The sequence below is a fragment of the Salmonella sp. SAL04196 genome (assembly GCF_046550835.1).
GTDB classification, from domain to species: domain Bacteria; phylum Pseudomonadota; class Gammaproteobacteria; order Enterobacterales; family Enterobacteriaceae; genus Salmonella; species Salmonella enterica.
In genome coordinates this window covers 1-24069 of sequence record NZ_JBGDXE010000001.1, presented here as the reverse complement: position 1 = coordinate 24069, position 24069 = coordinate 1, and the positions used below count along the sequence as shown (strand labels likewise).

Annotated in this window: 24 protein-coding genes, 1 tRNA gene and 1 pseudogene; 17 read left to right on the top strand and 9 right to left on the bottom strand. The window is 51.0% G+C overall.

Annotated features, from left to right (window positions below):
• Positions 1-25: 25 nt before the first annotated feature.
• From ACLJPE_RS00130 to ACLJPE_RS00120, 3 genes are all read right to left on the bottom strand, one after another.
• Positions 26-691, bottom strand: a complete 666-nt coding sequence (locus tag ACLJPE_RS00130) for a GNVR domain-containing protein (RefSeq protein WP_039513939.1) — start codon at positions 689-691, stop codon at positions 26-28.
• A 1-nt stretch (position 692) separates the two neighbouring features.
• Positions 693-815, bottom strand: coding sequence for a membrane protein (locus tag ACLJPE_RS00125; RefSeq protein ID WP_001519564.1), 123 nt, complete (start codon positions 813-815; stop codon positions 693-695).
• Between the two features lie 387 nt (positions 816-1202).
• Entirely contained in the window at positions 1203-1457 is a 255-nt protein-coding gene (locus tag ACLJPE_RS00120; RefSeq protein ID WP_001528509.1) for a YkgJ family cysteine cluster protein, read from the bottom strand.
• Between the two features lie 324 nt (positions 1458-1781).
• On the opposite strand from ACLJPE_RS00120, the gene yeiP reads away from it, so the two are divergent.
• The 9 genes from yeiP to yejF all read left to right on the top strand — a co-directional run bounded on the left by yeiP (position 1782) and on the right by yejF (position 12801).
• Positions 1782-2354 (top strand): elongation factor P-like protein YeiP, encoded by a 573-nt coding sequence (gene yeiP / locus ACLJPE_RS00115; RefSeq protein ID WP_001136822.1) that lies wholly within the window; start codon positions 1782-1784, stop codon positions 2352-2354.
• Positions 2355-2565: 211 nt separating this feature from the next.
• Positions 2566-3552, top strand: coding sequence for a CobW family GTP-binding protein (locus tag ACLJPE_RS00110; RefSeq protein ID WP_000169350.1), 987 nt, complete (start codon positions 2566-2568; stop codon positions 3550-3552).
• Between the two features lie 29 nt (positions 3553-3581).
• Positions 3582-4301: a phosphatase PAP2 family protein gene (locus ACLJPE_RS00105; protein WP_000178091.1), complete on the top strand. Its 720-nt coding sequence runs from the start codon at positions 3582-3584 to the stop codon at positions 4299-4301.
• 413 nt (positions 4302-4714) lie between these two features.
• A complete protein-coding gene (gene mepS, locus ACLJPE_RS00100) occupies positions 4715-5287 on the top strand; it encodes a bifunctional murein DD-endopeptidase/murein LD-carboxypeptidase (RefSeq protein WP_000241015.1) in 573 nt (190 codons plus the stop codon).
• A gap of 325 nt (positions 5288-5612) precedes the next feature.
• Complete coding sequence (locus ACLJPE_RS00095; RefSeq protein WP_000957762.1) at positions 5613-7169, top strand: cyclic di-GMP phosphodiesterase; 1557 nt, start codon at positions 5613-5615, stop codon at positions 7167-7169.
• 106 nt (positions 7170-7275) lie between these two features.
• Positions 7276-9081, top strand: coding sequence for an extracellular solute-binding protein (locus tag ACLJPE_RS00090; protein WP_000561742.1), 1806 nt, complete (start codon positions 7276-7278; stop codon positions 9079-9081).
• Positions 9082-9090: 9 nt separating this feature from the next.
• Positions 9091-10185 (top strand): microcin C ABC transporter permease YejB, encoded by a 1095-nt coding sequence (locus ACLJPE_RS00085; RefSeq protein ID WP_000501623.1) that lies wholly within the window; start codon positions 9091-9093, stop codon positions 10183-10185.
• Positions 10185-11210, top strand: a complete 1026-nt coding sequence (locus ACLJPE_RS00080; protein ID WP_001137748.1) for an ABC transporter permease — start codon at positions 10185-10187, stop codon at positions 11208-11210. The genes ACLJPE_RS00085 and ACLJPE_RS00080 overlap by 1 nt, the downstream gene beginning before the upstream one ends.
• A 1-nt stretch (position 11211) precedes the next feature.
• On the top strand, positions 11212-12801 hold the full coding sequence (gene yejF / locus ACLJPE_RS00075; RefSeq protein WP_000203619.1) for a microcin C ABC transporter ATP-binding protein YejF: 1590 nt from the start codon (positions 11212-11214) through the stop codon (positions 12799-12801).
• A gap of 3 nt (positions 12802-12804) precedes the next feature.
• Here yejF and ACLJPE_RS00070 read toward each other — a convergent pair whose 3' ends face one another.
• The 3 genes from ACLJPE_RS00070 to rsuA all read right to left on the bottom strand — a co-directional run bounded on the left by ACLJPE_RS00070 (position 12805) and on the right by rsuA (position 15453).
• Positions 12805-13149 (bottom strand): YejG family protein, encoded by a 345-nt coding sequence (locus ACLJPE_RS00070; RefSeq protein ID WP_001094639.1) that lies wholly within the window; start codon positions 13147-13149, stop codon positions 12805-12807.
• A gap of 390 nt (positions 13150-13539) precedes the next feature.
• The gene (locus ACLJPE_RS00065) at positions 13540-14730 is read right to left on the bottom strand and encodes a Bcr/CflA family multidrug efflux MFS transporter (RefSeq protein ID WP_000213349.1); all 1191 of its coding nucleotides are present in this window, start codon (positions 14728-14730) and stop codon (positions 13540-13542) included.
• Positions 14731-14757: 27 nt separating this feature from the next.
• Complete coding sequence (gene rsuA, locus ACLJPE_RS00060; protein ID WP_001234836.1) at positions 14758-15453, bottom strand: 16S rRNA pseudouridine(516) synthase RsuA; 696 nt, start codon at positions 15451-15453, stop codon at positions 14758-14760.
• 151 nt (positions 15454-15604) lie between these two features.
• Between rsuA and ACLJPE_RS00055 the strand changes: the two genes are divergently transcribed.
• Together ACLJPE_RS00055 and rplY are read left to right on the top strand one after the other, a co-directional pair.
• Positions 15605-17365 carry a DEAD/DEAH box helicase gene (locus ACLJPE_RS00055; RefSeq protein ID WP_000578131.1) on the top strand — a complete coding sequence of 587 codons (1761 nt, stop codon included), beginning with the start codon at positions 15605-15607 and terminating at the stop codon, positions 17363-17365.
• A 124-nt stretch (positions 17366-17489) separates the two neighbouring features.
• Positions 17490-17774: a 50S ribosomal protein L25 gene (gene rplY / locus ACLJPE_RS00050; protein WP_000494192.1), complete on the top strand. Its 285-nt coding sequence runs from the start codon at positions 17490-17492 to the stop codon at positions 17772-17774.
• A gap of 120 nt (positions 17775-17894) precedes the next feature.
• On the opposite strand, the gene yejK is transcribed toward rplY, so the two are convergent.
• The gene (gene yejK / locus ACLJPE_RS00045) at positions 17895-18902 is read right to left on the bottom strand and encodes a nucleoid-associated protein YejK (protein ID WP_000050806.1); all 1008 of its coding nucleotides are present in this window, start codon (positions 18900-18902) and stop codon (positions 17895-17897) included.
• Between the two features lie 179 nt (positions 18903-19081).
• Here yejK and ACLJPE_RS00040 point away from each other — a divergent pair, with 179 nt between their 5' ends.
• The 5 genes and pseudogenes from ACLJPE_RS00040 (at position 19082) to ACLJPE_RS00020 (ending at position 21496) form a co-directional block, all read left to right on the top strand.
• Complete coding sequence (locus tag ACLJPE_RS00040; RefSeq protein WP_001135904.1) at positions 19082-19309, top strand: YejL family protein; 228 nt, start codon at positions 19082-19084, stop codon at positions 19307-19309.
• Positions 19310-19340: 31 nt separating this feature from the next.
• Positions 19341-21101, top strand: coding sequence for an LPS biosynthesis-modulating metalloenzyme YejM (gene yejM / locus ACLJPE_RS00035; RefSeq protein WP_000256158.1), 1761 nt, complete (start codon positions 19341-19343; stop codon positions 21099-21101).
• Between the two features lie 73 nt (positions 21102-21174).
• Positions 21175-21251, top strand: a tRNA-Pro gene (locus ACLJPE_RS00030).
• Positions 21207-21299: pseudogene (locus ACLJPE_RS00025) on the top strand (hypothetical protein); the annotation flags it as partial. The gene ACLJPE_RS00030 and the pseudogene ACLJPE_RS00025, both read left to right, overlap by 45 nt.
• Positions 21293-21496 (top strand): DinI-like family protein, encoded by a 204-nt coding sequence (locus ACLJPE_RS00020; RefSeq protein WP_001110923.1) that lies wholly within the window; start codon positions 21293-21295, stop codon positions 21494-21496. The pseudogene ACLJPE_RS00025 and the gene ACLJPE_RS00020, both read left to right, overlap by 7 nt.
• A 192-nt stretch (positions 21497-21688) precedes the next feature.
• Here ACLJPE_RS00020 and pagL read toward each other — a convergent pair whose 3' ends face one another.
• Positions 21689-22252: a lipid A 3-O-deacylase PagL gene (gene pagL, locus ACLJPE_RS00015; protein WP_000281871.1), complete on the bottom strand. Its 564-nt coding sequence runs from the start codon at positions 22250-22252 to the stop codon at positions 21689-21691.
• An 818-nt stretch (positions 22253-23070) separates the two neighbouring features.
• On the opposite strand from pagL, the gene narP reads away from it, so the two are divergent.
• Entirely contained in the window at positions 23071-23718 is a 648-nt protein-coding gene (gene narP / locus ACLJPE_RS00010; RefSeq protein WP_001115500.1) for a nitrate/nitrite response regulator protein NarP, read from the top strand.
• Between the two features lie 43 nt (positions 23719-23761).
• Here the strand turns inward: narP and ACLJPE_RS00005 are convergent.
• On the bottom strand, positions 23762-24069 hold a 308-nt coding region (locus tag ACLJPE_RS00005; RefSeq protein ID WP_182408325.1), incomplete at its 5' end, for a tetratricopeptide repeat protein.

Here is a 24069-nt window from a genome sequence, read left to right as displayed (position 1 = left end):
CGCAGAGTTTATCTCTGCGCAATGTTCATGCGCGGTCATTCATTGTCTTTTTCTCAATACGATATTCTGTAAGCGCCCTCTTACATAAAAGACCGGTTATTGAGAAAATTACGCCCATCAGCCCGCAAAGGACCAACACCAGCCGCATCTTATATTTTGGTGTTACAGCAACATCTATCACTTCAATGTTAGCATTATTTTTAACCGCCTCCGACAACAATGATAGCTTTGCATATGTTTCCGTTTGTAACATATTTCTATGCACGCTATAGCGTTTAATGTCACCATCATCGATATACCATGCTGCCATTTTATCGACACTATTTTTCAGGGTAGAAATAATATTATTGACGCTTTCCTCCCTCCCCTGCGCCTTAAAAAGGACAAGCTGATTTTTCGCGTCAAAACTTATTTTATTTTTATATTTCGCAGGCAAGAAACGGCTAAACTGGTTAAGGATAACCGTTGTTTTACATTGAATATCATTAGCATAGCCACATAACGCATAGGTAGCAGGCGTATCCAGATTAGGTTTGATTGTCATACTCACAACCTTTGTATCATGCTGCACGCTCACAAAAACATAGCCAATGGCAACAAAAATAAAGGTAGCGATCACGATACTTAGCCATTTTCTTATAAGGAATAAGGAAACGTCGACTAAATCAATTTCACTATTTTCTCCCCGCATTTCACATCCCTTTTAAAACGCTAATAGTCAACCCGAATACTGAAATAACAAAAAGCAACACCAGCGTAAAAATAAACGCCCTGGCTGCGAACGTATATTTCTTCATAAGATAAAACCCACACATAAGAATTCGAGTATTTTAAAGGAAAATAACAACACATTCACACTGGTTATATCGATCGGTAAATACATCAATGATAGATACAAACTATCAAATTCACGATATCGATCGTTATAAATAATTAAAATCGATCAAAATCCCTCTTTTTAATAGATAGAAACTATCATATAAATAAAATTGATCGTTTTTGTTTTGTGTGACGGTTTATTCGGTACACGCTCAGTCACCAACGGGGTTGAGCGGCGACATCTACCGCTTCAGAAGCCACGAAATAAGGGAAGCATGTATTACGCTATTTAATGGTAAAAGGAGGTAATTTGATGCGCAGCTTTTTCAGACTATTTCGGGATATAACATAAGCCCCTACGCATTTATCAAAAGCGGCTTAGCTCATGGTAAAGTTTTCTGTTCGAGTTCCAGCAAATAAATAATGGCCTCTTCCCGGGTCGTTAAACACATGTCCCCTGTCGGTTGCAAACCAGAGCACACTTTTGGGCGTAAAGGCGAGCCAAAGATAAGGCACAAGTTATCTTCCGAAAGCTGCGCGCATCTGGTATTCATCGGCTTGCCATTCGGCATTCCGGGTATCGGCGACGAAATTGAAGGCGCAATACAGCAAGCGCCACAACCGCTACGACAGTCCATGCTCAGCCCCTCTATTTATAACCAAATGAAAGATAACAGAATTTGTCCAAAGAAAAATCCAGATTTAAAATATGGACGTCATCATGATCAGGCCTGCCCTCAGACATTCCGAAGACAAGGCTGGAAACAGAAGGGACAACACAGCACACCTCCCCCCTCCGGGCGACATGCCATCGCGTATTCTCGTTGAACGCGGAGCGGAAAGCGGGCGAACAGTATCACCTTTTTTGCACCAGCAAAAGTGACAATTCCACTTGCCTGGACGGCCCGGCGCGAGTAGTTTTACGCGATATTTTAGATAATCTCTACAACAGGATCTCCTCGATGCCAAGAGCGAACGAAATCAAAAAAGGTATGGTACTGAACTACAACGGCAAATTGCTGATTGTGAAAGATATCGACATTCAGTCGCCTACCGCCCGTGGCGCCGCCACACTGTATAAAATGCGTTTTTCTGATGTCCGCACCGGTCTGAAAGTGGAAGAACGTTTCAAAGGCGACGATATCGTTGATACCGTCACCCTGAGCCGTCGCGGCGTTGACTTTTCTTATGTCGATGGCAACGAATATGTGTTCATGGATAAAGAAGACTATACGCCGTATACCTTCACCAAAGATCAGATTGAAGAAGAGTTGCTGTTTATGCCTGAAGGCGGAATGCCGGATATGCAGGTTCTGACCTGGGACGGCCAACTGCTGGCGCTAGAGCTTCCGCAGACCGTGGATCTGGAAATCGTCGAAACCGCGCCGGGTATTAAAGGAGCGTCCGCCAGCGCACGTAACAAACCCGCGACATTAAGCACCGGTCTGGTGATTCAGGTTCCCGAATACCTGAGCGCAGGTGAGAAAATCCGCATTCATATCGAAGAGCGCCGTTATATGGGGCGCGCGGATTAAGTTTCGCATTTTTCGGCTGCGCCCTGGGGCGCAGCCTGACCCTTTTCTTTATTGACTGTTCTGCGCCAGGAAAGAGAAACGTTAAAAATTTAACATTTTCTGCTCTTAAGATGGCAGAAGCACGACTTCGTCAACTCAGCGCTTCTCTTTTTCACGTTTATTCGCCAGGATTATTAAAGTTGTTATGTTGTATCAATATTCTGGAGCTGACGTGACCAAAACCAATCTTATTACTGGATTTCTCGGTAGCGGAAAAACCACCTCTATCCTTCATTTATTAGCCCATAAAGATCCGGCTGAAAAGTGGGCCGTCCTGGTCAATGAATTTGGCGAAGTGGGTATTGACGGCGCGCTGCTTGCCGACAGCGGCGCACTGCTAAAAGAGATCCCCGGCGGCTGCATGTGCTGCGTCAATGGATTGCCTATGCAGGTGGGGCTCAACACGCTGCTACGCCAAGGCAAACCTGACCGGTTGCTGATTGAACCAACCGGACTGGGGCACCCAAAACAGATTCTGGATTTATTAACTGCGCCGGTTTATGAGCCGTGGATTGATTTACGCGCTACGCTCTGCATCCTTGACCCTCGCCTGCTACTGGACCAACAGAGCGTCGCCAATGAAAATTTCCGCGATCAGCTCGCCTCAGCCGATATTATCATCGCCAATAAAACCGATCGCGCCACGGCGCAGAGCGATGCCGCCCTGCAACAGTGGTGGCGACAGTACGGCGGCGATCGCCAACTGATTCATGCCGAACATGGACAGATAGACGGTAAGCTTCTGGATTTACCGCGACAAAATCTGGCGGAACTGCCAGCCAGCGCCGCGCATTCTCACACTCATGCCAGTAAAAAAGGACTCGCCGCGCTAAATCTGCCCGCACAGCAGCGCTGGCGACGCAGCCTCAATAGCGGACAAGGTCATCAGGCCTGCGGCTGGATTTTCGATGCCGATACCGTGTTTGACACCATTGGCCTACTCGAATGGGCGCGTCTGGCGCCGGTGGGCCGGGTGAAAGGCGTTATGCGCATACAAGAGGGGCTGGTACGCATCAATCGCCAGGGCGATGACCTACACATCGAAACACAGAGTGTCGCGCCGCCGGATAGCCGGGTTGAACTTATCTCAAACACAGAAACCGACTGGAATACGTTACAGACGGCCTTGTTGAAGCTTCGTTTAGCGACGCACGCGTAAGGTTGCCACCGTTTAAAAACTATGGCGAAATGACGATGAAAACCCGCTATTCCTTGATAATTCTGCTTAATGCCGCCGGTCTGGCGCTGTTTTTGTCATGGTATCTCCCCGTCAATCACGGTTTCTGGTTCACCATTGATTCCGGCATATTCCACTTCTTTAACCAGAAACTGGTGGAAAGCCACGCGTTCCTCTGGTGGGTCGCTATTACCAATAATCGGGCGTTTGATGGGTGTTCGCTGCTGGCGATGGGCGGACTGATGCTCAGTTTCTGGCTAAAAGAAGACGCGTCGGGTCGGCGGCGCATTGTGATAATCGGATTGGTCATGCTGCTAACAGCGGTGGTGCTTAACCAACTCGGTCAGGCGCTGATCCCCGTCAAGCGCGCCAGCCCAACGCTCTCTTTTGAGCATATTTATCGCGTCAGCGAGTTGCTGCACATCCCGACAAAAGACGCGTCAAAAGACAGTTTCCCAGGCGATCACGGTATGATGCTGCTGATATTTTCCGCCTTTATGCTGCGTTATTTCGGCAAAACGGCGGGGATTATCGCCCTTATTATATTTGTGGTTTTCGCGTTTCCGCGCGTTATGATTGGCGCTCACTGGTTCACCGATATTGTGGTCGGGTCGCTCACGGTTATTTTGATTGGCCTCCCCTGGTGGCTGATGACCCCGCTCAGCGACCGGGCGATAGCGCTTTTTGAGAATTATCTCCCGGGCGGAAATAAACAAATTTTAAACAAATAACCCATGTAATTAACATTACCTTCAGCGATAGTTTTACATCGTTGAAGGTAATTTATGATGATATTCCCCCAGCCCATCATTTTTCGGTCATATTATTCCTCTGCAAAATGAACAGGTTGCACGATTTTTAAACGATCTGCGCTTAATTTGACCCGTGCTGATAGTTCACTTTTCGTATCATAAATTCTTATAAAAAATCACGCGAAATCGCTCGCAATGACAGCAACAATCGGGTAATCTCAAACTCGTTTTGCCTCGCCAGATAATTATTCTCATTGCGAATAAATTTGTGCGTTCCGCCACAGATTTGTGCACAAAGAATTGTCTCAAGCTGTGCAGGTAATTAGTCTCATCACGTTTGGCATTTTTATAACGATATTTATCGTTAAGGACTTCAAGGGAAAACAAACAACATGGTCAAATCTCAACCGATTTTGAGATATATTTTGCGCGGGATTCCTGCGATTGCAGTTGCGGTTCTGCTTTCTGCTTGTAGCACAACCACCAATACCGCAAAGAATATGCATTCTGAGACGCATGCTGTGGGCAATAGCGATAGCTCTTCACTGCAAGCCTCTCAGGATGAATTTGAAAATATGGTGCGTAACCTCGACGTTAAGTCGCGGATTATGGATCAGTATGCTGACTGGAAAGGCGTGCGTTACCGCCTGGGCGGCAGCACTAAGAAAGGCGTCGACTGTTCCAGCTTTGTACAGCGCACCTTCCGTGAACAGTTTGGTTTAGAGCTTCCGCGTTCAACCTATGAACAGCAGGAAATGGGCAAAGCAGTTTCACGCAATAACCTGCGTACGGGCGATCTGGTTCTGTTCCGCGCCGGTTCCACTGGTCGTCATGTCGGTATTTATATCGGCAATAACCAGTTTGTCCATGCGTCTACCAGTAGCGGCGTCATTATCTCCAGTATGAACGAACCGTACTGGAAAAAACGCTACAATGAAGCACGTCGAGTTCTGAGCCGCAGTTAATCTTCATCAGGCAGCACCTCCCTTGGCTTACCTGATGAGACGACATAAAAAGCACTGCTTCGGCAGTGCTTTTGCTTATTATCCCTTCTGAACCCGTTTTGCCGAATAGCGACGTGTGGCCTCTTATCCAGCCTACCACACACGAACGTAGGCCTGATAAACATAGTGCCATCAGGCATTCAGGTCGTTTCCCCCAACGCCTACTGCGACAATACGCTTTCCTGCGCATCACAGAAAAGCATGACTATCCGGGGTAATCCAGGCTATAGTCTTATAAATCAACCAGATTAACCGGCATCCGCCTTTTCAGGTCACACCAGGAATTATGCTTACACGCGACTCCTCTTCCGGTCGGAAAATCCTGCTTACCTGTATCATTACGGGGATGGCAGCAGCATTACTTATTGGTAGCCTGCAATTTTTCCTGTCGTGGCATAAACGGGATGTTAAATACAATACGCTCCTTTCTGATGTACAACATTACCTGGCCAGCTATTTCGCCGACCTGAAAGCCACCACCGATATTCTTCAGCCGTTGACGATCAACACCTGTCAGCAGGTTGGCGCAGAACTTACCTCAAGAGCCGCTTTTAGCCTTAATGTCCGCGCCTTCTTATTGATTAAAGATAAAAAAGTGTTTTGCTCTTCCGCCACTGGCGCCATGAATATGCCGCTTCAGCAACTGGTACCGGATATAGATATCCGCAAAGACGTTGCTATGGCGATTCTGCCCGGCACGCCAATGATGCCCAACAAACCGACAATGGTGATTTGGTATCGGAACCCATTATTAAATGACAGCGGCGTATTCACATCGCTGAATATTAACCTGACGCCCTACTTACTCTATACCACGCGCCAGGACGATTTTAACGGCATCGCGCTGATTGTCGGCAATACCGCGCTGTCGACTTTTTCTTCGCGTCTGCTGACCGTCGCGGAGCTGCCGGGTTCGCCATCACGACAGACAACTATCAACGGCCTGCCGCTTAAAATACAGCTTTATGCCGATAGCTGGACCTACAATGACTTATGGTATGCGTTGATGCTGGGCTGCATTAGCGGCATCGTAGCGGGGTTTATCTGTTACTTTATCTATGCCCTCCGGACGCGACCGGGCAAAGAGATTTTAACGGCGATCAAACACGAGCAGTTTTATGTGGTTTATCAGCCCGTCGTCGATACTCGTACGCTGAACGTCACCGGGCTTGAAGTCCTACTGCGCTGGCGTCACCCTACGGCAGGAGAGATTCCGCCGGATGCCTTTATCCACTATGCCGAAGCGCAGCAACTTATCGTACCGTTAACGCAGCATCTGTTCGAGCTGATCGCCCGCGACGCGCCCACGCTACAGAAGGTGATGCCCGTCGGTGCCAAATTTGGCATTAATATCGCGCCGGAACATCTGCACAGCGACAGTTTTAAAGAGGATATGCACCGGCTCAGGGACGCCCTGCCCGCGCACCATTTTCATATCGTGCTGGAAATCACTGAACGCGATATGCTCCAGCAGTATGAAGCGGCCAAACTGTTCGAATGGCTGCATTCCGCCGGGTTTGAAATCGCTATAGATGATTTCGGTACAGGCCATAGCGCCCTGATTTATCTGGAGCGATTTACTTTAGATTATCTGAAAATCGATCGCGGCTTTATCCAGGCGATCGGCACGGAAACCGTCACGTCTCCGGTTCTGGATACCGTGCTGACGCTCTCCAGACGCCTGAATATGCTGACGGTGGCCGAGGGCGTTGAAACGCCGGAGCAGGCCCGTTGGCTACGCGATCACGGTGTTAATTACTTGCAGGGGTACTGGATTAGCCGTCCTTTACCCCTAAAAGATTTCGTGCTGTGGATGTCGGCGCCTTCCGTGCCTGAATGGTAGTCCCCTTACGGTTTTAACGGATTCACATCAGACGCAACGTCACTTATTATTCAGCGAAACGCCTGCCGGTTTGCAGCGGGCAATACGATAAGGAAACCGCCTTCAGATGATTGCGCGCGTAATGCTTCTGCTTGTCGCACTGGTTAGCGCTGGCGCCCAGGCCCAGGAAATCAAAGAAAGCTACGCTTTCGCCGTACTCGGCGAACCTAAGTATGCTTTTAACTTTGATCACTTTGATTATGTGAATCCTGCTGCGCCGAAAGGCGGTCAGATGACACTTTCCGCCATTGGTACGTTCGATAATTTCAATCGCTATTCGCTGCGCGGCAATCCCGGCGTACGTACCGAAGCCCTTTACGATACGCTTTTTACCACCTCAGATGATGAACCCGGAAGCTATTATCCGCTGATTGCCGACCATGCCCGCTATGCCGCCGACTATTCCTGGGTGGAAATCTCGATTAATCCCCGCGCTCGTTTTCACGATGGCACGCCCATTACCGCCCGCGATGTGGCCTTTACCTTTCATAAGTTTATGACCGAAGGCGTACCGCAGTTCCGTCTGGTCTATAAAGGTACTACCGTGAAGGCGATTGCGCCTTTAACCGTGCGAATTGAGCTGGCGAAGCCTGGCAAAGAAGACATGCTTAGTCTGTTTTCACTACCGATCATGCCCGAAAAATTCTGGAAAAATCACAAACTCAGCGATCCGCTTTCAACGCCACCCTTAGCCAGCGGGCCATACCGGATTACTCAGTGGAAAATGGGCCAGTACATTGTCTATTCACGCGTCAAAAACTACTGGGCGGCTAATCTGCCGGTCAATCGTGGACGTTTTAACCTCGACACTATCCGCTACGATTACTACCTTGATGACAATGTCGCTTTCGAGGCGTTTAAAGCGGGCGCATTTGATCTACGGCTGGAAAACGACGCTAAAAACTGGGCAACGCGCTACATCGGTAAAAATTTCGATAATCATTACATCATTAAAGAAGAGCAGAAAAACGAGTCGGCGCAGGACACACGCTGGCTGGCTTTTAATATTCAGCGCCCGGTATTTAAAGACCGGCGGGTACGTGAAGCTGTCACCCTGGCCTTCGATTTTGAGTGGATGAATAAAGCGCTGTTCTATAATGCCTGGAGCCGAACCAACAGTTACTTCCAGAATACCGAGTACGCCGCCAGAAATTATCCTGACGCCGATGAGCTGGTATTACTCGCGCCGATGAAAAAAGATCTTCCTCCTGAAGTCTTCACTCAGATCTATCAGCCGCCGGTCTCTAACGGCGACGGCTACGATCGCGAAAATCTTCTTAAAGCTGACGCCTTGTTGACGCAGGCCGGATGGGTGATCAACGGACAGCAACGGGTCAATAGCGTCACCGGTAAGCCTCTGACGTTTGAACTTCTCCTTCCTGCCAGCAGTAATAGCCAGTGGGTTCTGCCCTTCCAGCATAATCTTCAGCGTCTGGGCATTACGATGACTATCCGTCAGGTTGATAATTCTCAACTCACCAACCGGATGCGTAGCCGCGACTATGACATGATGCCGAGGCTATGGCGGGCGATGCCCTGGCCCAGCTCCGATCTACAAATCTCATGGGCGTCGGAATACATTGACTCCAGTTATAACGCTCCCGGCGTACAAAGCCCGGTGGTGGATAAACTGATCGCGCAAATTATCGCAGCGCAGGGTGATAAAGCGAAACTGGTGCCGCTGGGACGGGCGCTGGATCGCGTGCTGACCTGGAACTATTACATGCTGCCGATGTGGTATATGGCGCAAGACAGGCTCGCCTGGTGGGATAAATTCTCCCATCCGGCGATTCGCCCGGTATATACCATCGGGTTAGATACCTGGTGGTATGATGTCAACAAAGCCGCCAAACTACCGGCAGCCAGGAGGTAGTAAGAATCAATGGGCGCCTATCTTATCCGCCGTCTGTTACTGGTGATCCCCACGCTATGGGCCATTATTACCATTAACTTTTTTATCGTGCAGATCGCTCCCGGCGGCCCTGTCGATCAAGCGATTGCCGCGATTGAATTTGGTCAGGGCGGCGCGTTGCCCGGTGCCAGCGGCGAAGGCGTTCGCGCCAGTCATGCGCAAACCGGCGTCGGCAATATCAGCGACAGCCATTATCGCGGCGGCCGCGGACTCGATCCGGAGGTGATCGCGGAGATCACCCATCGCTATGGCTTCGACAAACCGCTGCATGAGCGTTATTTCAAGATGCTACGGGACTATCTCTCTTTTGACTTCGGTGACAGTCTGTTTCGCAGCGCATCCGTACTGACGCTGATCAAAGATAGTCTTCCCGTCTCCATTACCCTGGGATTATGGAGCACGCTGATTATTTATCTGGTGTCTATCCCGCTGGGGATTCGCAAAGCCGTCCATAACGGCAGTCGCTTTGATGTGTGGAGCAGCGCGTTTATCATTATTGGTTATGCGATCCCCGCCTTTCTGTTCGCTATTTTATTAATCGTCTTTTTTGCCGGCGGCAGCTACTACGATATTTTTCCGCTACGTGGCCTGGTCTCCGCCAACTTTGACACGTTACCGTGGTACCAGAAAATCACCGATTATTTGTGGCATATTACGCTGCCGGTGTTGGCGACCGTCATCGGCGGTTTTGCCGCCCTGACGATGCTGACGAAAAATTCGTTTCTCGACGAGGTGCGTAAACAGTATGTCGTTACCGCTCGCGCTAAAGGCGTGAGTGAAAAAAACATTCTCTGGAAACATGTTTTTCGTAACGCCATGCTGCTGGTGATCGCCGGGTTTCCCGCCACTTTTATCAGTATGTTTTTCACCGGCTCGCTGCTAATTGAAGTCATGTTCTCGCTCAACGGCCTGGGGCTGCTGGGTTATGAAGCAACCGTTTCGCGCGACTATCCGGTGATGTTCGGCACGCTTTATATCTTTACCCTGATTGGCTTATTACTGAATATCCTGAGCGATATCAGCTATACGCTGGTCGATCCACGCATTGATTTTGAGGGACGATAATGCCGCGATTAAGCCCGGTCAATCAGGCCCGCTGGGCGCGTTTCCGCCATAATCGCCGGGGCTACTGGTCACTATGGATTTTCCTGATCGTGTTCAGCCTGAGCTTATGCGCGGAACTGATTGCTAACGATAAGCCATTGCTGGTGCGCTATGAAGGCCAGTGGTATTTTCCGCTGGTAAAAAATTACAGCGAGCGCGATTTCGGCGGCCCGCTGGCGACAACGGCAGATTATCAGGACCCCTGGCTACAACGGCAACTTGAGAATCGGGGCTGGGTGTTGTGGGCCCCCGTACGCTTTGGCGCCAATACCATTAATTTTGCCACCACGCAGCCTTTCCCCTCCCCGCCTTCGGCGAAAAACTGGCTGGGCACCGATGCGAATGGCGGCGACGTTTTCGCCCGCATCCTGTACGGCACCCGCATTTCTATTTTATTCGGCCTGATGTTAACGATTTGCTCCAGCGTCATGGGCGTACTGGCGGGCGCGCTACAGGGCTATTATGGCGGCAAAGTCGATTTATGGGGGCAACGTCTCATCGAAGTCTGGTCGGGGATGCCGACCCTGTTTCTGATTATTTTACTTTCCAGCGTAGTGCAGCCTAACTTCTGGTGGCTGCTGGCCATAACCGTACTGTTTGGCTGGATGAGTCTGGTGGGCGTGGTGCGCGCCGAGTTTTTACGGACCCGCAATTTTGACTATATCCGCGCCGCGCAGGCGCTTGGCGTCAGCGATCGTGACATTATCCTGCGCCATATGTTGCCTAATGCGATGGTCGCTACCCTGACATTTTTACCGTTCATTTTATGTAGCTCCATCACCACCCTGACGTCGCTGGATTTTCTGGGATTTGGTCTGCCGCTTGGCTCCCCTTCTCTCGGCGAACTTCTTTTACAGGGGAAAAACAACTTACAGGCTCCCTGGCTGGGGATCGCCGCCTTTCTGTCTGTCGCCATTCTGCTATCGCTGCTGATTTTTATCGGCGAAGCGGTACGCGACGCCTTTGATCCTGCTAAGGCGGTATAAGATGACATCTCCATTGCTTGCGATTGAAAATTTATCGGTAGGTTTCCGTCAGCAACAGCACGTACGTCCTGTCGTTAACGCCATTTCGTTACAGGTGAACGCCGGGGAAACGCTGGCGCTGGTCGGCGAGTCCGGGTCAGGAAAAAGCGTGACGGCGCTTTCCATTCTGCGTCTTTTGCCTACCCCTCCCGCCGTCTACCTCTCCGGCGATATTCGCTTTCACGGCGAATCATTGCTCCATGCCAGCGAGCAGACGCTACGCGGCGTGCGCGGCAATAAAATCGCCATGATTTTTCAGGAACCGATGGTTTCACTTAACCCGCTGCATACGCTGGAAAAACAGCTCTATGAAGTGCTGTCGCTCCATCGGGGAATGCGTCGGGAGGCGGCAAGGGCGGAGATGATCGGTTGTCTGGATCGGGTCGGTATCCGCCAGGCGAGCCAGCGTCTGCGCGATTATCCGCATCAGCTTTCCGGCGGCGAACGCCAGCGCGTCATGATAGCCATGGCGCTGTTAACACGGCCGGAATTACTGATCGCCGATGAGCCGACCACCGCCCTCGACGTCTCCGTACAGGCGCAGATTTTATCTCTACTGCGGGAACTCCAGCGCGAGCTCAATATGGGATTGCTGTTTATCACCCATAACCTCAGCATTGTAAAAAAACTGGCGGATTCGGTGGCGGTAATGCAACACGGCAAGTGCGTAGAGAACCAACGCGCCGACACGCTGCTCTCCGCGCCGACCCATCCGTACACGCAAAAACTACTCAACAGCGAACCCACAGGCGATCCGGTTCCGCTCCCCGCCGGGCAGACGCCGTTGCTGGAGGTGGACAGGCTGCGCGTCGCCTTCCCGATCCGCAAAGGCATTCTGAAGCGCGTCGTGGATCATAATGTGGTGGTTAACAATATCAGTTTCACCCTGCATCCAGGCGAAACGCTGGGTCTGGTCGGCGAGTCAGGATCGGGAAAAAGTACCACCGGTCTGGCGCTGTTACGGCTTATCCGCTCCGAAGGCCGCATCGTGTTTGACGGTCAATCGCTGGATACGTTAAACCGCCGCCAGCTTTTACCTGTTCGCCACCGTATCCAGGTCGTATTCCAGGACCCGAACTCATCGCTAAACCCGCGTTTAAACGTCTTGCAAATTATCGAAGAAGGCCTGCGCGTCCACCAGCCTACGCTTTCAGGCGCGCAGCGCGAACAGCAGGTGAAAGCGGTCATGATGGAAGTCGGCCTGGACCCGGAAACGCGGCATCGTTACCCCGCTGAGTTTTCCGGCGGGCAGCGTCAACGTATCGCCGTCGCTAGGGCGCTGATTTTAAAACCGTCGCTTATTATTCTGGATGAACCGACCTCATCGCTGGATAAAACCGTTCAGGCGCAGATTCTTGCCCTCCTGAAATCGCTCCAGCAAAAGCACCGTCTGGCCTATATCTTCATTAGCCACGATCTGCATGTAGTACGCGCGCTGTGCCATCAGGTTATTGTGCTGCGGCAGGGGGAGGTGGTTGAACAGGGGCAATGCGAGCGCGTGTTTACCGCACCGCAACAGGCCTATACGCGTCAGCTACTCGCGTTAAGCTGACGCCTAAAAAGGATTATTGTTAGAAAAAGGTTCCGCTATCGCCACGCCGAAATTTTTCAGCCGACAGGTGGCGGCAAACTCATCCTGACGATTAACGAACAGGCACGGTTCCCCTTCGCACTCCAGCACGGAGCAAGGAACTTCAATATCGCTTAGCGCCTGGCTGAGCTTATGCATCACTGACCACGCGCTATCGCCTGCCGGACTCAACAGTTTAAGCGCCACCAGACTATTCTCGGTGCTCTGCCCGTTTTGCGGAATCGGTTCAACCTTTGACCCCGCAAAACCCGCCGACCAGCGATAGTTTTGCGGCAGACGGTGAACAATTGAGAGCTGTAATGTATTCACTTTCTTTCCCCGGAAGCACAATTACTTCACAATTTAATTACATTTATATTAACACATCATTGACAACCCGTCCTTAAACAGATTGCTAACGCCCTACTCTCCGTCAGTGGCTCTACAGCAAGCGGGAGTTAAAATAGTTTTACCGACGCGGAGATAGCGGCGGGCTATATGTACCCGTTTCTGCGATCTAACTCAACCTTTTTAACTACAATGATGTGACTTTTTACATAAATGGATTTTACATAAAATAAACATAAAGGAGGAAAATGATGAATTGGTAATTGATATACATCAACTATGAAAGCCGTTTGGCTTTGCCATCGTCTAGCGGATAGCGTCCCCCAACGCCGCCTGCGCATTCTTCGGCGCCATTGAGGGACAGCGCGCCCGTCACCGTTTTTTGGGACGGCTGGCGTAGAGATAAAACAGAATGGAACAGGCGGCGCAAAGCGCAATCGACCAGATCATCGGCCACGCACTGGTAAAGGTAGCCAGCGACAGCAACGCGCCGACGATAGCGCCAATACCAAAGCGGAAAGTGCCCGCCAACGAAGACGCCGTTCCGGCCATATGCGGAAACTCATCCAAAATGACCGCCATCGCATTGGACGAAACCATCGACACACAGCCGACAAACGCCGCAACGCCGACCACCAGCGCCCAGAATCCAATGCCCATCAGCGCGCTGAAAACCATCCACACCGCCATCGCAAACTGAATCCATAGCCCGGCCCGAAACATGTTTAGCGCCCCTACCCGTCTGACAAAACGGCTGTTGATAATCGTCATCACAAACAGAAATACGATGTTCAACGCGAAGTAGTAGCCGAAATCCTGCGGCGGAACATGATTAATTTCGATATAAACAAACGGCCCCGCGCTCAGAAAAGAGAACATACCGGCAAAACTAAACCCGCTCGCCAGCATATAGCTCAGTACGCGTTTGTGGCGAAACAACGCGGCAAAGTTACCTATTGTGGTACGAATATGAAAAGGCTGACGCCGCTCAACGGGCAGCGTCTCTTTAATCAGAGCAAAGATCATGACTGACGCCAGAATCGCCGCAATGGCCAGTATCCAGAAGATATAGTGCCAGCTTAACCATACCAACACCCAGCCGCCGACAATGGGCGCCATTAACGGTGCTATCGTAGTGACCAGCATGACAAATGACATCATGCGCGAAAACTCTTCCTTTGGATAAATATCCCGCATCAGCGCATTGATGACGACGCTTGCCGCCGCGGCCGCCAAACCGTGAAAGAAACGCATCACGATCAGTTGATCGATAGTCTGCGCCAACGCACAGGCGACCGCCGCAGCGGCAAATACCAGCGTCCCGCCCAGGATGACCGGCTTACGCCCGAGGCTATCCGCCATCGGTCCATAGATAAGCTGACCCAGCGCAAACCCCAGAATATAGGTGCTGAGTGTCATCTGCGCGCTACCGGCAGGCACGCCGAATTGCGCAGAAATCACCGGCAGCGCTGGAAGATACATATCAATCGACAGCGGCATTAACATGGCCAACAGGCCAAGAATAAAAACAATGGCAAAGGAAGAGTGCTGCCGGGTGGTCACATCGAACTCCTGAAATTAACGAGATAGTTAGCCGACGCTGGCGATTTCTTCTTCAGTCAACGGGCGGTACTCGCCGGGAGCCAGATTCTCATCCAGCGTAATGGCGCCAATCCGTTCGCGGTGCAGTTCCACAACGCGATTGCCTACTGCGGCAAACATCCGCTTCACCTGATGATAACGGCCTTCGCTGATGGTCAGACGGACCTGCACAGGCGTTATCACCTCCAGCGTAGCGGGTTTAGTGAGATCTTTTTCATTATGCAACTGCACGCCTTTCGCAAATTGCGCTGCCGTATCGTCGGCCACCGGCGACTCCAGGGTCACCAGATAGGTTTTTTCACAGTGATGGCGCGGCGACGTAATACGGTGCGACCACTGACCGTCATCTGTCATTAACACCAGACCGGTAGTATCGATATCCAGACGTCCTGCGGCATGCAGCTTATACGCCACCGGCTCATCCAGGAAATACAGCACCGTTGGATGATCGGGATCATCGGTTGAACAAACGTATCCCTGCGGCTTGTTAAGCATAAAATAGCGTGGCCCGTGTTGCTGCGCTAAGGGATTGCCGTCATACGCAACCGCATGTTCCGGGAGCAGTTTGAAGGCCGCATTTTTAATGATGTCGCCATCGACGGTAACGCGGTTACCACGAATTTCACGCCCGGCAATAGCGCGGCTGACGCCAAGCTGCTGAGCGATAAATTTATCAAGTCGCATGTGTGTGATTTAGCCTGTAATAATACGGAAATCGGGCATTCTACCCGAAAAAAGGGAATTGCTATCCGCTCAGTATAGCGGGCTAACTATATCCCTCAAGGGAAATGATTCATGGCATACTATTCCCGGAACCGTTTAACGTAGTGAGACCATGATTTTTACACTCCGCCCCTACCAGCAAGAAGCCGTAGACGCCACGCTCAGCCACTTTCGCCGCCACCGTACGCCCGCCGTGATTGTTCTGCCGACCGGCGCAGGTAAAAGCCTGGTGATCGCCGAACTGGCGCGCGTCGCCCGCGGACGGGTACTGGTGCTGGCGCATGTGAAAGAGTTGGTCGCGCAGAACCACGCCAAATATTGCGCGCTGGGGCTGGAAGCGGATATTTTCGCCGCCGGACTCAAACGTAAAGAGAGTCAGGGCAAAGTCGTGTTCGGCAGCGTACAGTCGGTGGCGCGTAATCTTGACGCCTTTCAGGAGGAGTTTTCGCTGTTGATTGTCGATGAATGCCACCGCATCGGTGACGATGAAGACAGTCAGTATCAGCAAATCCTCACTCACCTGAGTAAAGTTAATCCTCACTTACGTCTGCTTGGGCTAACCGCCACGCCTTTCCGCCTCGGAAAAGGCTGGATTTATCAATTTCATTATCACGGTATGGTGCGCGGCAACGACAACTCTCTGTTTCGCGACTGTATTTATGAACTGCCGCTGCGCTATATGATTAAACACGGCTATCTGACGCCGCCTGAGCGGCTTGATATGCCAGTGGTCCAATACGATTTCAGCCGCCTGCAGGCCCAAAGCAATGGGCTGTTCAGCGAAGCCGACCTGAACCGCGAGCTGAAAAAGCAGCAGCGGATTACGCCGCACATCATCAGCCAGATTATGGAATTTGCGCAAACGCGCAAAGGCGTGATGATTTTCGCCGCCACGGTCGAACATGCGAAAGAGATTGTCGGTCTGCTTCCGGCGGACGACGCGGCGCTGATTACCGGCGATACGCCAGGGCCCGAGCGCGACGCGCTGATTGATAATTTCAAGGCGCAGCGTTTTCGCTATCTGGTTAACGTCTCGGTGCTGACCACCGGCTTTGACGCCCCACACGTTGATCTCATCGCGATTCTACGTCCCACCGAGTCAGTTAGTCTTTACCAACAAATTGTCGGGCGTGGTCTGCGCCTTGCGCCGGGAAAGACCGATTGCCTGATTCTTGATTACGCAGGCAACCCGCACGACCTGTATGCCCCGGAGGTCGGTAGCCCGAAGGGAAAAAGCGATAACGTCCCTGTCCAGGTATTTTGCCCGGCCTGCGGCTTTGCCAACACCTTCTGGGGGAAAACCACTGCCGACGGCACGCTGATTGAACACTTTGGCCGTCGCTGCCAGGGCTGGTTTGACGATGACGACGGCCATCGCGAGCAGTGCGATTTTCGCTTTCGCTTCAAAAACTGCCCGCAGTGTAATGCCGAAAACGATATTGCCGCCCGACGCTGCCGGGAATGTGACGCCATTCTGGTCGACCCGGACGATATGTTAAAAGCGGCGCTCAGGCTCAAGGATGCGTTAGTCCTGCGCTGTAGCGGAATGACGATGCAGCATGGGCAGGATGAGAAAGGCGAATGGCTGAAAATCACTTACTATGACGAGGACGGCGCGGATGTCAGTGAGCGCTTCCGCTTGCACACGCCCGCCCAGCGTACCGCTTTCGAACAGCTATTTATTCGCCCGCATACCCGCACGCCCGGCGTTCCTTTACGCTGGATCACGGCGGCGGATATTGTCGCGCAGCAGGCGCTGTTGCGGCATCCCGACTTTGTGGTCGCGCGGATGAAAGGCCAGTACTGGCAGGTGCGTGAAAAAGTGTTCGACTATGAAGGCCGCTTCCGCCGGGCGCACGAATTACGTGGTTAATTGTACTTTTCATTGATGTAACGGCGATTTGAGTATAGAATCCCGCCCGCCTTTGCATACGCAAAGCAGATCACTTACCTGTTGCTGGGTCGCCTGTAGCAGGAATTATTAAAGAGAGATTTAAATGTTTACTATCAACGCAGAAGTACGTAAAGAGCAGGGTAAGGGTGCGAGCCGCCGCCTGCGCGCCGCTAACAAGTTCCCGGCAATCATCTACGGCGGTTCTGAAGCCCCGATTGCTATCGAACTGGACCACGACCAGGTGATGAACATGCAAGCTAAAGCTGAATTCTACAGCGAAGTTCTGACCCTCGTTGTTGACGGTAAAGAAGTAAAAGTTAAAGCTCAGGCTGTACAGCGTCACGCTTACAAACCGAAGCTGACTCACATCGACTTCGTTCGCGCGTAATCGCCTGGAAGTTGAAGAAAAACCCCGCCCCGGCGGGGTTTTTTTATGGAATTTAGTTCGCGGTAAAGATGAATCACACTTGCCGGATAAGGCGTTTCCTCCCCCATCCGGCAAGCGACTTTATTTCCCGCCCGACGTGCGTCGCTGCAACTGATCGCGCAAATTCGGCGGCGTCCCTTTGATAGTCAGGGTATCGGTCGCCGGGTCCCAGAAAATCCGCTCGCCCAGCAGCATCGCATCAAAGTTAATCGTTAACCCGCCGCCGCTGCCGGCATATTTGGTTAACTGGCGTAGCGTACTGCGATCCGCCGGGAAGCTCTCTTCCAGCTCATAGCCTTTTTCGGCGGTAAATTCGCTGAAGCTGACTTCACTGACGCCGGAAAGCTCTTTAGACAGCGATTCCAGCTCAATCTCTTCCCCGGCTTGTAACTGCTCGTTGCAGTAGCTGTACACCTGCTGGCGCACGTTCTGACGTTCTGCTTTATCCAACTGCGCTTCTGCGGTGAAATCATCCACTGCCTGCAACAGGCCGCGATTCTGCGCTTTGGCGTTCAACCCTTCGCTGGCGCCGAGGAAATCCATAAAGAAGTCAGCGACCTTGCGCCCTACCCGACCTTTCAGGAACGTCAGATAGCGGGTCGATTGCGGATTAGTTTCCCACTCGGTAAGATCGATACGTGCCACGATATCCGCATGGTTGATATCAAGATAATGCGTCGGGTTAATGTCCAGATTTTCATTGACCCGCATACTACTCAGGTTGTTCAGTACCGTAACCAGCAGATACTCCACCGCCAGGTAGCGATAATGGCAGAACAATACAATGCCGCCGTCCGCAAAGGGATATTTCGCCAGTTCGTCACGCAGGCGTCCGGTCGCCGCCCGGCTAAAGGCAAGAAAATCTTCTTCCCCCTGACGTTGCAACCGCAGCGCTTGCGCCAGTTCACTCTCTTCATTAAACAGGCCATACGCCTTATTCTTGGCGCTATAGACCCGATGCAGTTCAGCCACCATCTCGACAACGGTGGTTGTCGGCTCCAGCAATGAATCGCGCAAGACCAGCTCAAGATTTTGCTCATCGCGCTTGATAAGCTGGTGCAGGGCAATCTGGTTGATATCCAGACTCATGATAAACTCTCCTTTAAGACCGGGCGGTATTCAACCACCGCCTGCCGGAAGACGCAAGCAATCGCCCTGTCATTTCAGGCGTTATCCGTAACGCGAATGATTTAGGGGATAAAAATGCAGAAAAAAAACTGTTGCTACGGTAATATGTTGCCCTTTCATGAACAAACAGATTTTGATTTATGCCACAACTCTCCCGCTATAGTGATGAACATGTTGAACAACTGCTGAGCGAACTGCTCAGTGTACTGGAAAAACATAAGGCGCCGACCGATCTTTCCCTGATGGTGCTGGGAAATATGGTCACCAACCTTATCAACACCAGCGTTGCGCCGGCTCAACGCCAGGCGATTGCGAACTCTTTTGCCCGCGCCTTGCAGTCTTCGATTAGCGAAGACAACGCGCACTAAAAAGCCGACTCCGGAGAAACAAGCGACAGGTATGGTAACTCATCGTCAGCGCTACCGTGAAAAAGTCTCCCAGATGGTTAGCTGGGGGCACTGGTTCGCTCTGTTCAATATACTGTTGGCTACGTTGCTCGGCAGCCGTTACCTGTTTGTCGCCGACTGGCCGACAACGCTTGCGGGTCGCATATACTCCTACCTGAGCATTGTCGGGCACTTTAGCTTTCTGGTGTTCGCCACCTATTTGCTTATTCTTTTTCCGCTCACGTTTATCGTGATGTCCCAGCGGCTGATGCGGTTTTTATCAGCCATTCTGGCGACCGCGGGTATGACGTTGTTGCTTATCGACAGCGAAGTCTTTACCCGTTTTCACCTGCATCTTAACCCCATTGTCTGGGAGCTGGTCATCAACCCTGACCAGAACGAAACGGCGCGCGACTGGCAGCTTATGTTTATTAGCGTGCCGGTTATCTTATTGATTGAGATGCTATTTGCGACATGGAGTTGGCAAAAGCTGCGCAGTCTCACGCGCCGCCGCCATTTCGCAAGGCCGCTTGCGGCATTCTTTTTCGTCTCCTTTATCGCATCGCATCTTATCTACATCTGGGCAGACGCTAATTTTTACCGGCCGATTACCATGCAGCGGGCAAACCTGCCGCTCTCTTATCCGATGACGGCGCGACGTTTTCTTGAAAAACACGGTCTGCTGGATGCGCAGGAATATCAGCGCCGTCTGGTAGAGCAAGGCAATCCGGAAGCGGTCTCCGTTCAGTACCCGCTCAGCAATTTGCACTATCGCGATATGGGCACCGGTCAGAATGTGCTGCTCATTACCGTAGACGGCCTGAACTATTCTCGCTTTGAGAAGCAGATGCCGGAGCTGGCTAAATTTGCCGAACAAAACATCGACTTCACCCGTCATATGAGTTCAGGGAATACCACTGATAACGGTATTTTCGGCCTGTTCTATGGCATATCGCCAGGCTATATGGATGGCGTGTTATCCACCAGAACCCCTGCGGCGCTCATTACCGCGTTGAATCAGCAAGGCTACCAACTGGGACTGTTTTCTTCGGATGGTTTCGCCAGCCCGCTTTACCGTCAGGCATTACTGTCCGATTTCTCGATGCCGGCAGCGCAGACGCAGTCTGATGCGCAAACGGCCAGCCAGTGGATAGACTGGCTTGGGCGCTACGCACAGGAAGATAACCGCTGGTTCTCATGGGTATCGTTTAACGGTACTAACATTGATGACAGTAATCAGAAGAATTTTGTTAAGCGTTACGCCAGCGCCGCCAGCGACGTGGATGCGCAAATCAATCGGGTTCTGAACGCGCTGCGAGAGGCCGGTAAATTCGACAATACCGTCGTGATCATTACCGCAGGACGCGGCATACCGTTGACGCCGGAAGAAAATCGCTTCGACTGGTCGCAAGGTCATCTGCAAGTACCGCTGGTGATCCACTGGCCGGGGACGCCTGCGCAGCGTATTAATGCGCTTACCGATCATACCGATGTAATGACCACGTTGATGCAACGCCTGTTACATGTCAGCACGCCAGCGAACGAATATTCACAGGGCCAGGACATCTTTACCGTTCCACGTCGCCATAACTGGGTAACGGCGGCAGATGGCAGTACGCTGGCAATCACGACGCCGCAAATGACCCTGGTGCTCAATAATAACGGTCATTATCAGACCTATGACTTACACGGCGAGAAGATCAAAGATCAGAAGCCGCAGCTCAGTCTGCTGCTGCAAGTGCTAACAGAAGAGAAACGTTTTATCGCTAACTGATTAATTATAAATCAGTTAGCACCGTTTCCCCTTGCATTCGCGTTGGAAAGAGGTAGTATTAGCACCCACAAGTCGGCACGTAGCGCAGCCTGGTAGCGCACCGTCATGGGGTGTCGGGGGTCGGAGGTTCAAATCCTCTCGTGCCGACCAAAATTCCCCTTAAAAACCAGCCTCTCAGGGCTGGTTTTTTTATGCCTGCAATTAAAAAGTTAGCTGATGCCAGAGACGTTATTTTGCATGAACTGATTTTGCATGAACTGATCGGACATCTTTCCTGTGCAGTGGTCACAGTAAAGTCAATGCAGGCAAATAACGTAAACCATGTTTGTACTAAAACAGAAAAAGCGCATCTACACCCTATGCTGGAAGAAATGTTCGCAGTGGCAGGTAAATGAGTAAGCAATCTGTCGCAGCAATAATAAAACGTTCTGGTAAGGTAAATGGCTTACCACTTCTTTGTCACTAACAATTAGCCTCCCTGTCGCCATAGGGCCGATAACGATCGGCTAGTCACAACACGTTTTTGTAGACAACGTACTGTGATTAATTACTCCTTCAGCCAGCAACTCGCTAATTGTTATTCAACTTTAGAAATTATAACTAATTGAAGCACCTACAAAATTATGCCCTGAATTTTTATCCGTGAGTGATCCATTCGAGAAATGCCGAATATAAGCTTCTGTAGAAAAAGCCCCAAAGTTCCAACCAAGAAACGCTTTTTCCCCAAAGGTAAATGCAGAATTGACACGCATATCATCTCGCGACTTAGATTTTATATAAGCCCCCAGACCAATACCGGTATAGATACCAGCGAAATGAACCAGCGCCACATCCTTCGAGATACCCAATACGCCCTGGTTATATTTATTGCAGGGAACGCTGCCAGAATGTTTACTGCAATCATCGTTCCCCTTAGCCTTAAATCCTCCTAACTCCAGATTATTTCTTGCCTGTAAAAAGAAAAAATCGCTGGGTTCACTGTATGTCAGAAAAGCCGTATATAAGTGCTCAACCCCTCCTCTCCTTATACTTTCTCCCCCAGCAAAAGAGATCTGATGTTTGTTTCCCTTACCAAAAAAAACATTATCATTAGCAGAACATGCGAATGCACAAAGTAATAATAGATATATAAATATTCTCTTCATATACACTCCATCACCATTTCAATGTCAATAGCTATTTTTAACCGACTAATATATTTAAAATTTTCTACGCCACGCTTACGCTCACAGAAACGGCTGATATAGCAGCCAGTATTAATATTATTTTCATAATTACTCCAACCAGCATTATTGATGCAAACAGGCTGGACATGGACTGTGTGCAGACATCGAAACATACTCACTACGCTTTCCCCTTGAGTCGCCCCAATGGGTGCTCAAAACGCCGCGAGTGTTGTTCAGGCACATCCAGGATAAGTTATAAGTGAACGACTCTCATTCCTGACCACATTTTCATTTATGATAAGAATATCGTCAGAATCTCTTTATCGCATAAAAATATCTCTACTATTGACTTGATATTTAATTTAACAGATGTCGCGGTTTATTCGTTCTGCTCAGATGTATTTCATTGACATTAATAAAACAATAAATAAATTCAATTAAAATAATTTGTTAATAATGACAAGCTTTAGACGCCATGACTTTTAATAAGGAATTTCCTGTCAGTAAAGATAGTCTGGACTTACGGGTGCAAGGGCGCAGCAACATATGCCACATTTCTGTTATGTCACATTGTCCGAAAAAAGCGTCCAGACCAGTATTCAACCTCAGGGAGTATTCTGTTTTCTCTCACAACGGGTTGTTTTATCCTTTCTATCGTTCAGCTAATTACTCGCCTGTCACAGGTTTTACTACTTACCCATGCACTAATTAGGGTAAAATTTACGCGCTTGACAATGTGGCAAATCTGGACGATTTCCGCGCTGAAAACAATAATCATTCTAATAAAACTCAGGAGATATAGCATGCCTGAAGTAACACCTTTTCAGGTGCTTATTGTGGACGACCATCCACTTATGCGGCGAGGTATTCGTCAATTACTGGAACTGGATCCGGCTTTTTATGTCGTTGCCGAAGCGGGTGACGGGGCGAGTGCGATCGATCTGGCGAATCGCATTGAGCCCGATCTGATCCTGCTGGATCTGAATATGAAAGGTCTGAGCGGGTTAGATACCCTGAACGCGCTACGCCGGGATGGTGTGACGGCGCAAATTATTATTCTTACCGTCTCGGATTCCGCCAGCGACATCTACGCGCTGATCGACGCCGGTGCCGACGGTTATCTGCTCAAAGATAGCGATCCAGAAGTGCTGCTGGAGGCCATTCGCAAAGGCGCTAACGGCGGTAAAGTCTTTAGCGATCGGGTCAATGAATATCTGCGTGAGCGCGAACGGTTTGGCGCGCAGGAAGATCCCTTTAGTATCCTGACCGAACGAGAGTTAGATGTCTTGCATGAGCTGGCGCAGGGGCTTTCTAACAAACAGATTGCGTCAGTACTGAATATTTCTGAGCAGACGGTTAAGGTGCACATTCGTAATCTACTTCGCAAGCTAAACGTGCGCTCGCGCGTCGCGGCGACCATTCTATTTTTACAAACACGCGGAATGCAGTAACAAGCCAGGCCCGGTGGCGCCACGCCACCGGGCCGTCAGGGTCTTATTTCTCCTGCGCCAGCCGGATACTGCGCTCTATCACCGCCCGCCGGGCGTCACCCGCCGGCAGCAGCTTCAGCATCATCTCCCAGGCCGCCACCGCCTCGCCAAAGCGCTGCTGCTCAAAGGCGCTGAACGCATACAGGCTTAACACCCGGATATCCGTGTGGTCGCGGCTCACCAGCCGGCGCAGCAGCTCCCCGCCGCGGCGGTTATCCTCCGGGTCGGACGAGCGCGTCAGCGCCTCCGCGTAGCCCAGCGCCGCATCGCTGTTTTCCGGGTCCAGGCGGCAGGCGTTCGCATACGCCCCGG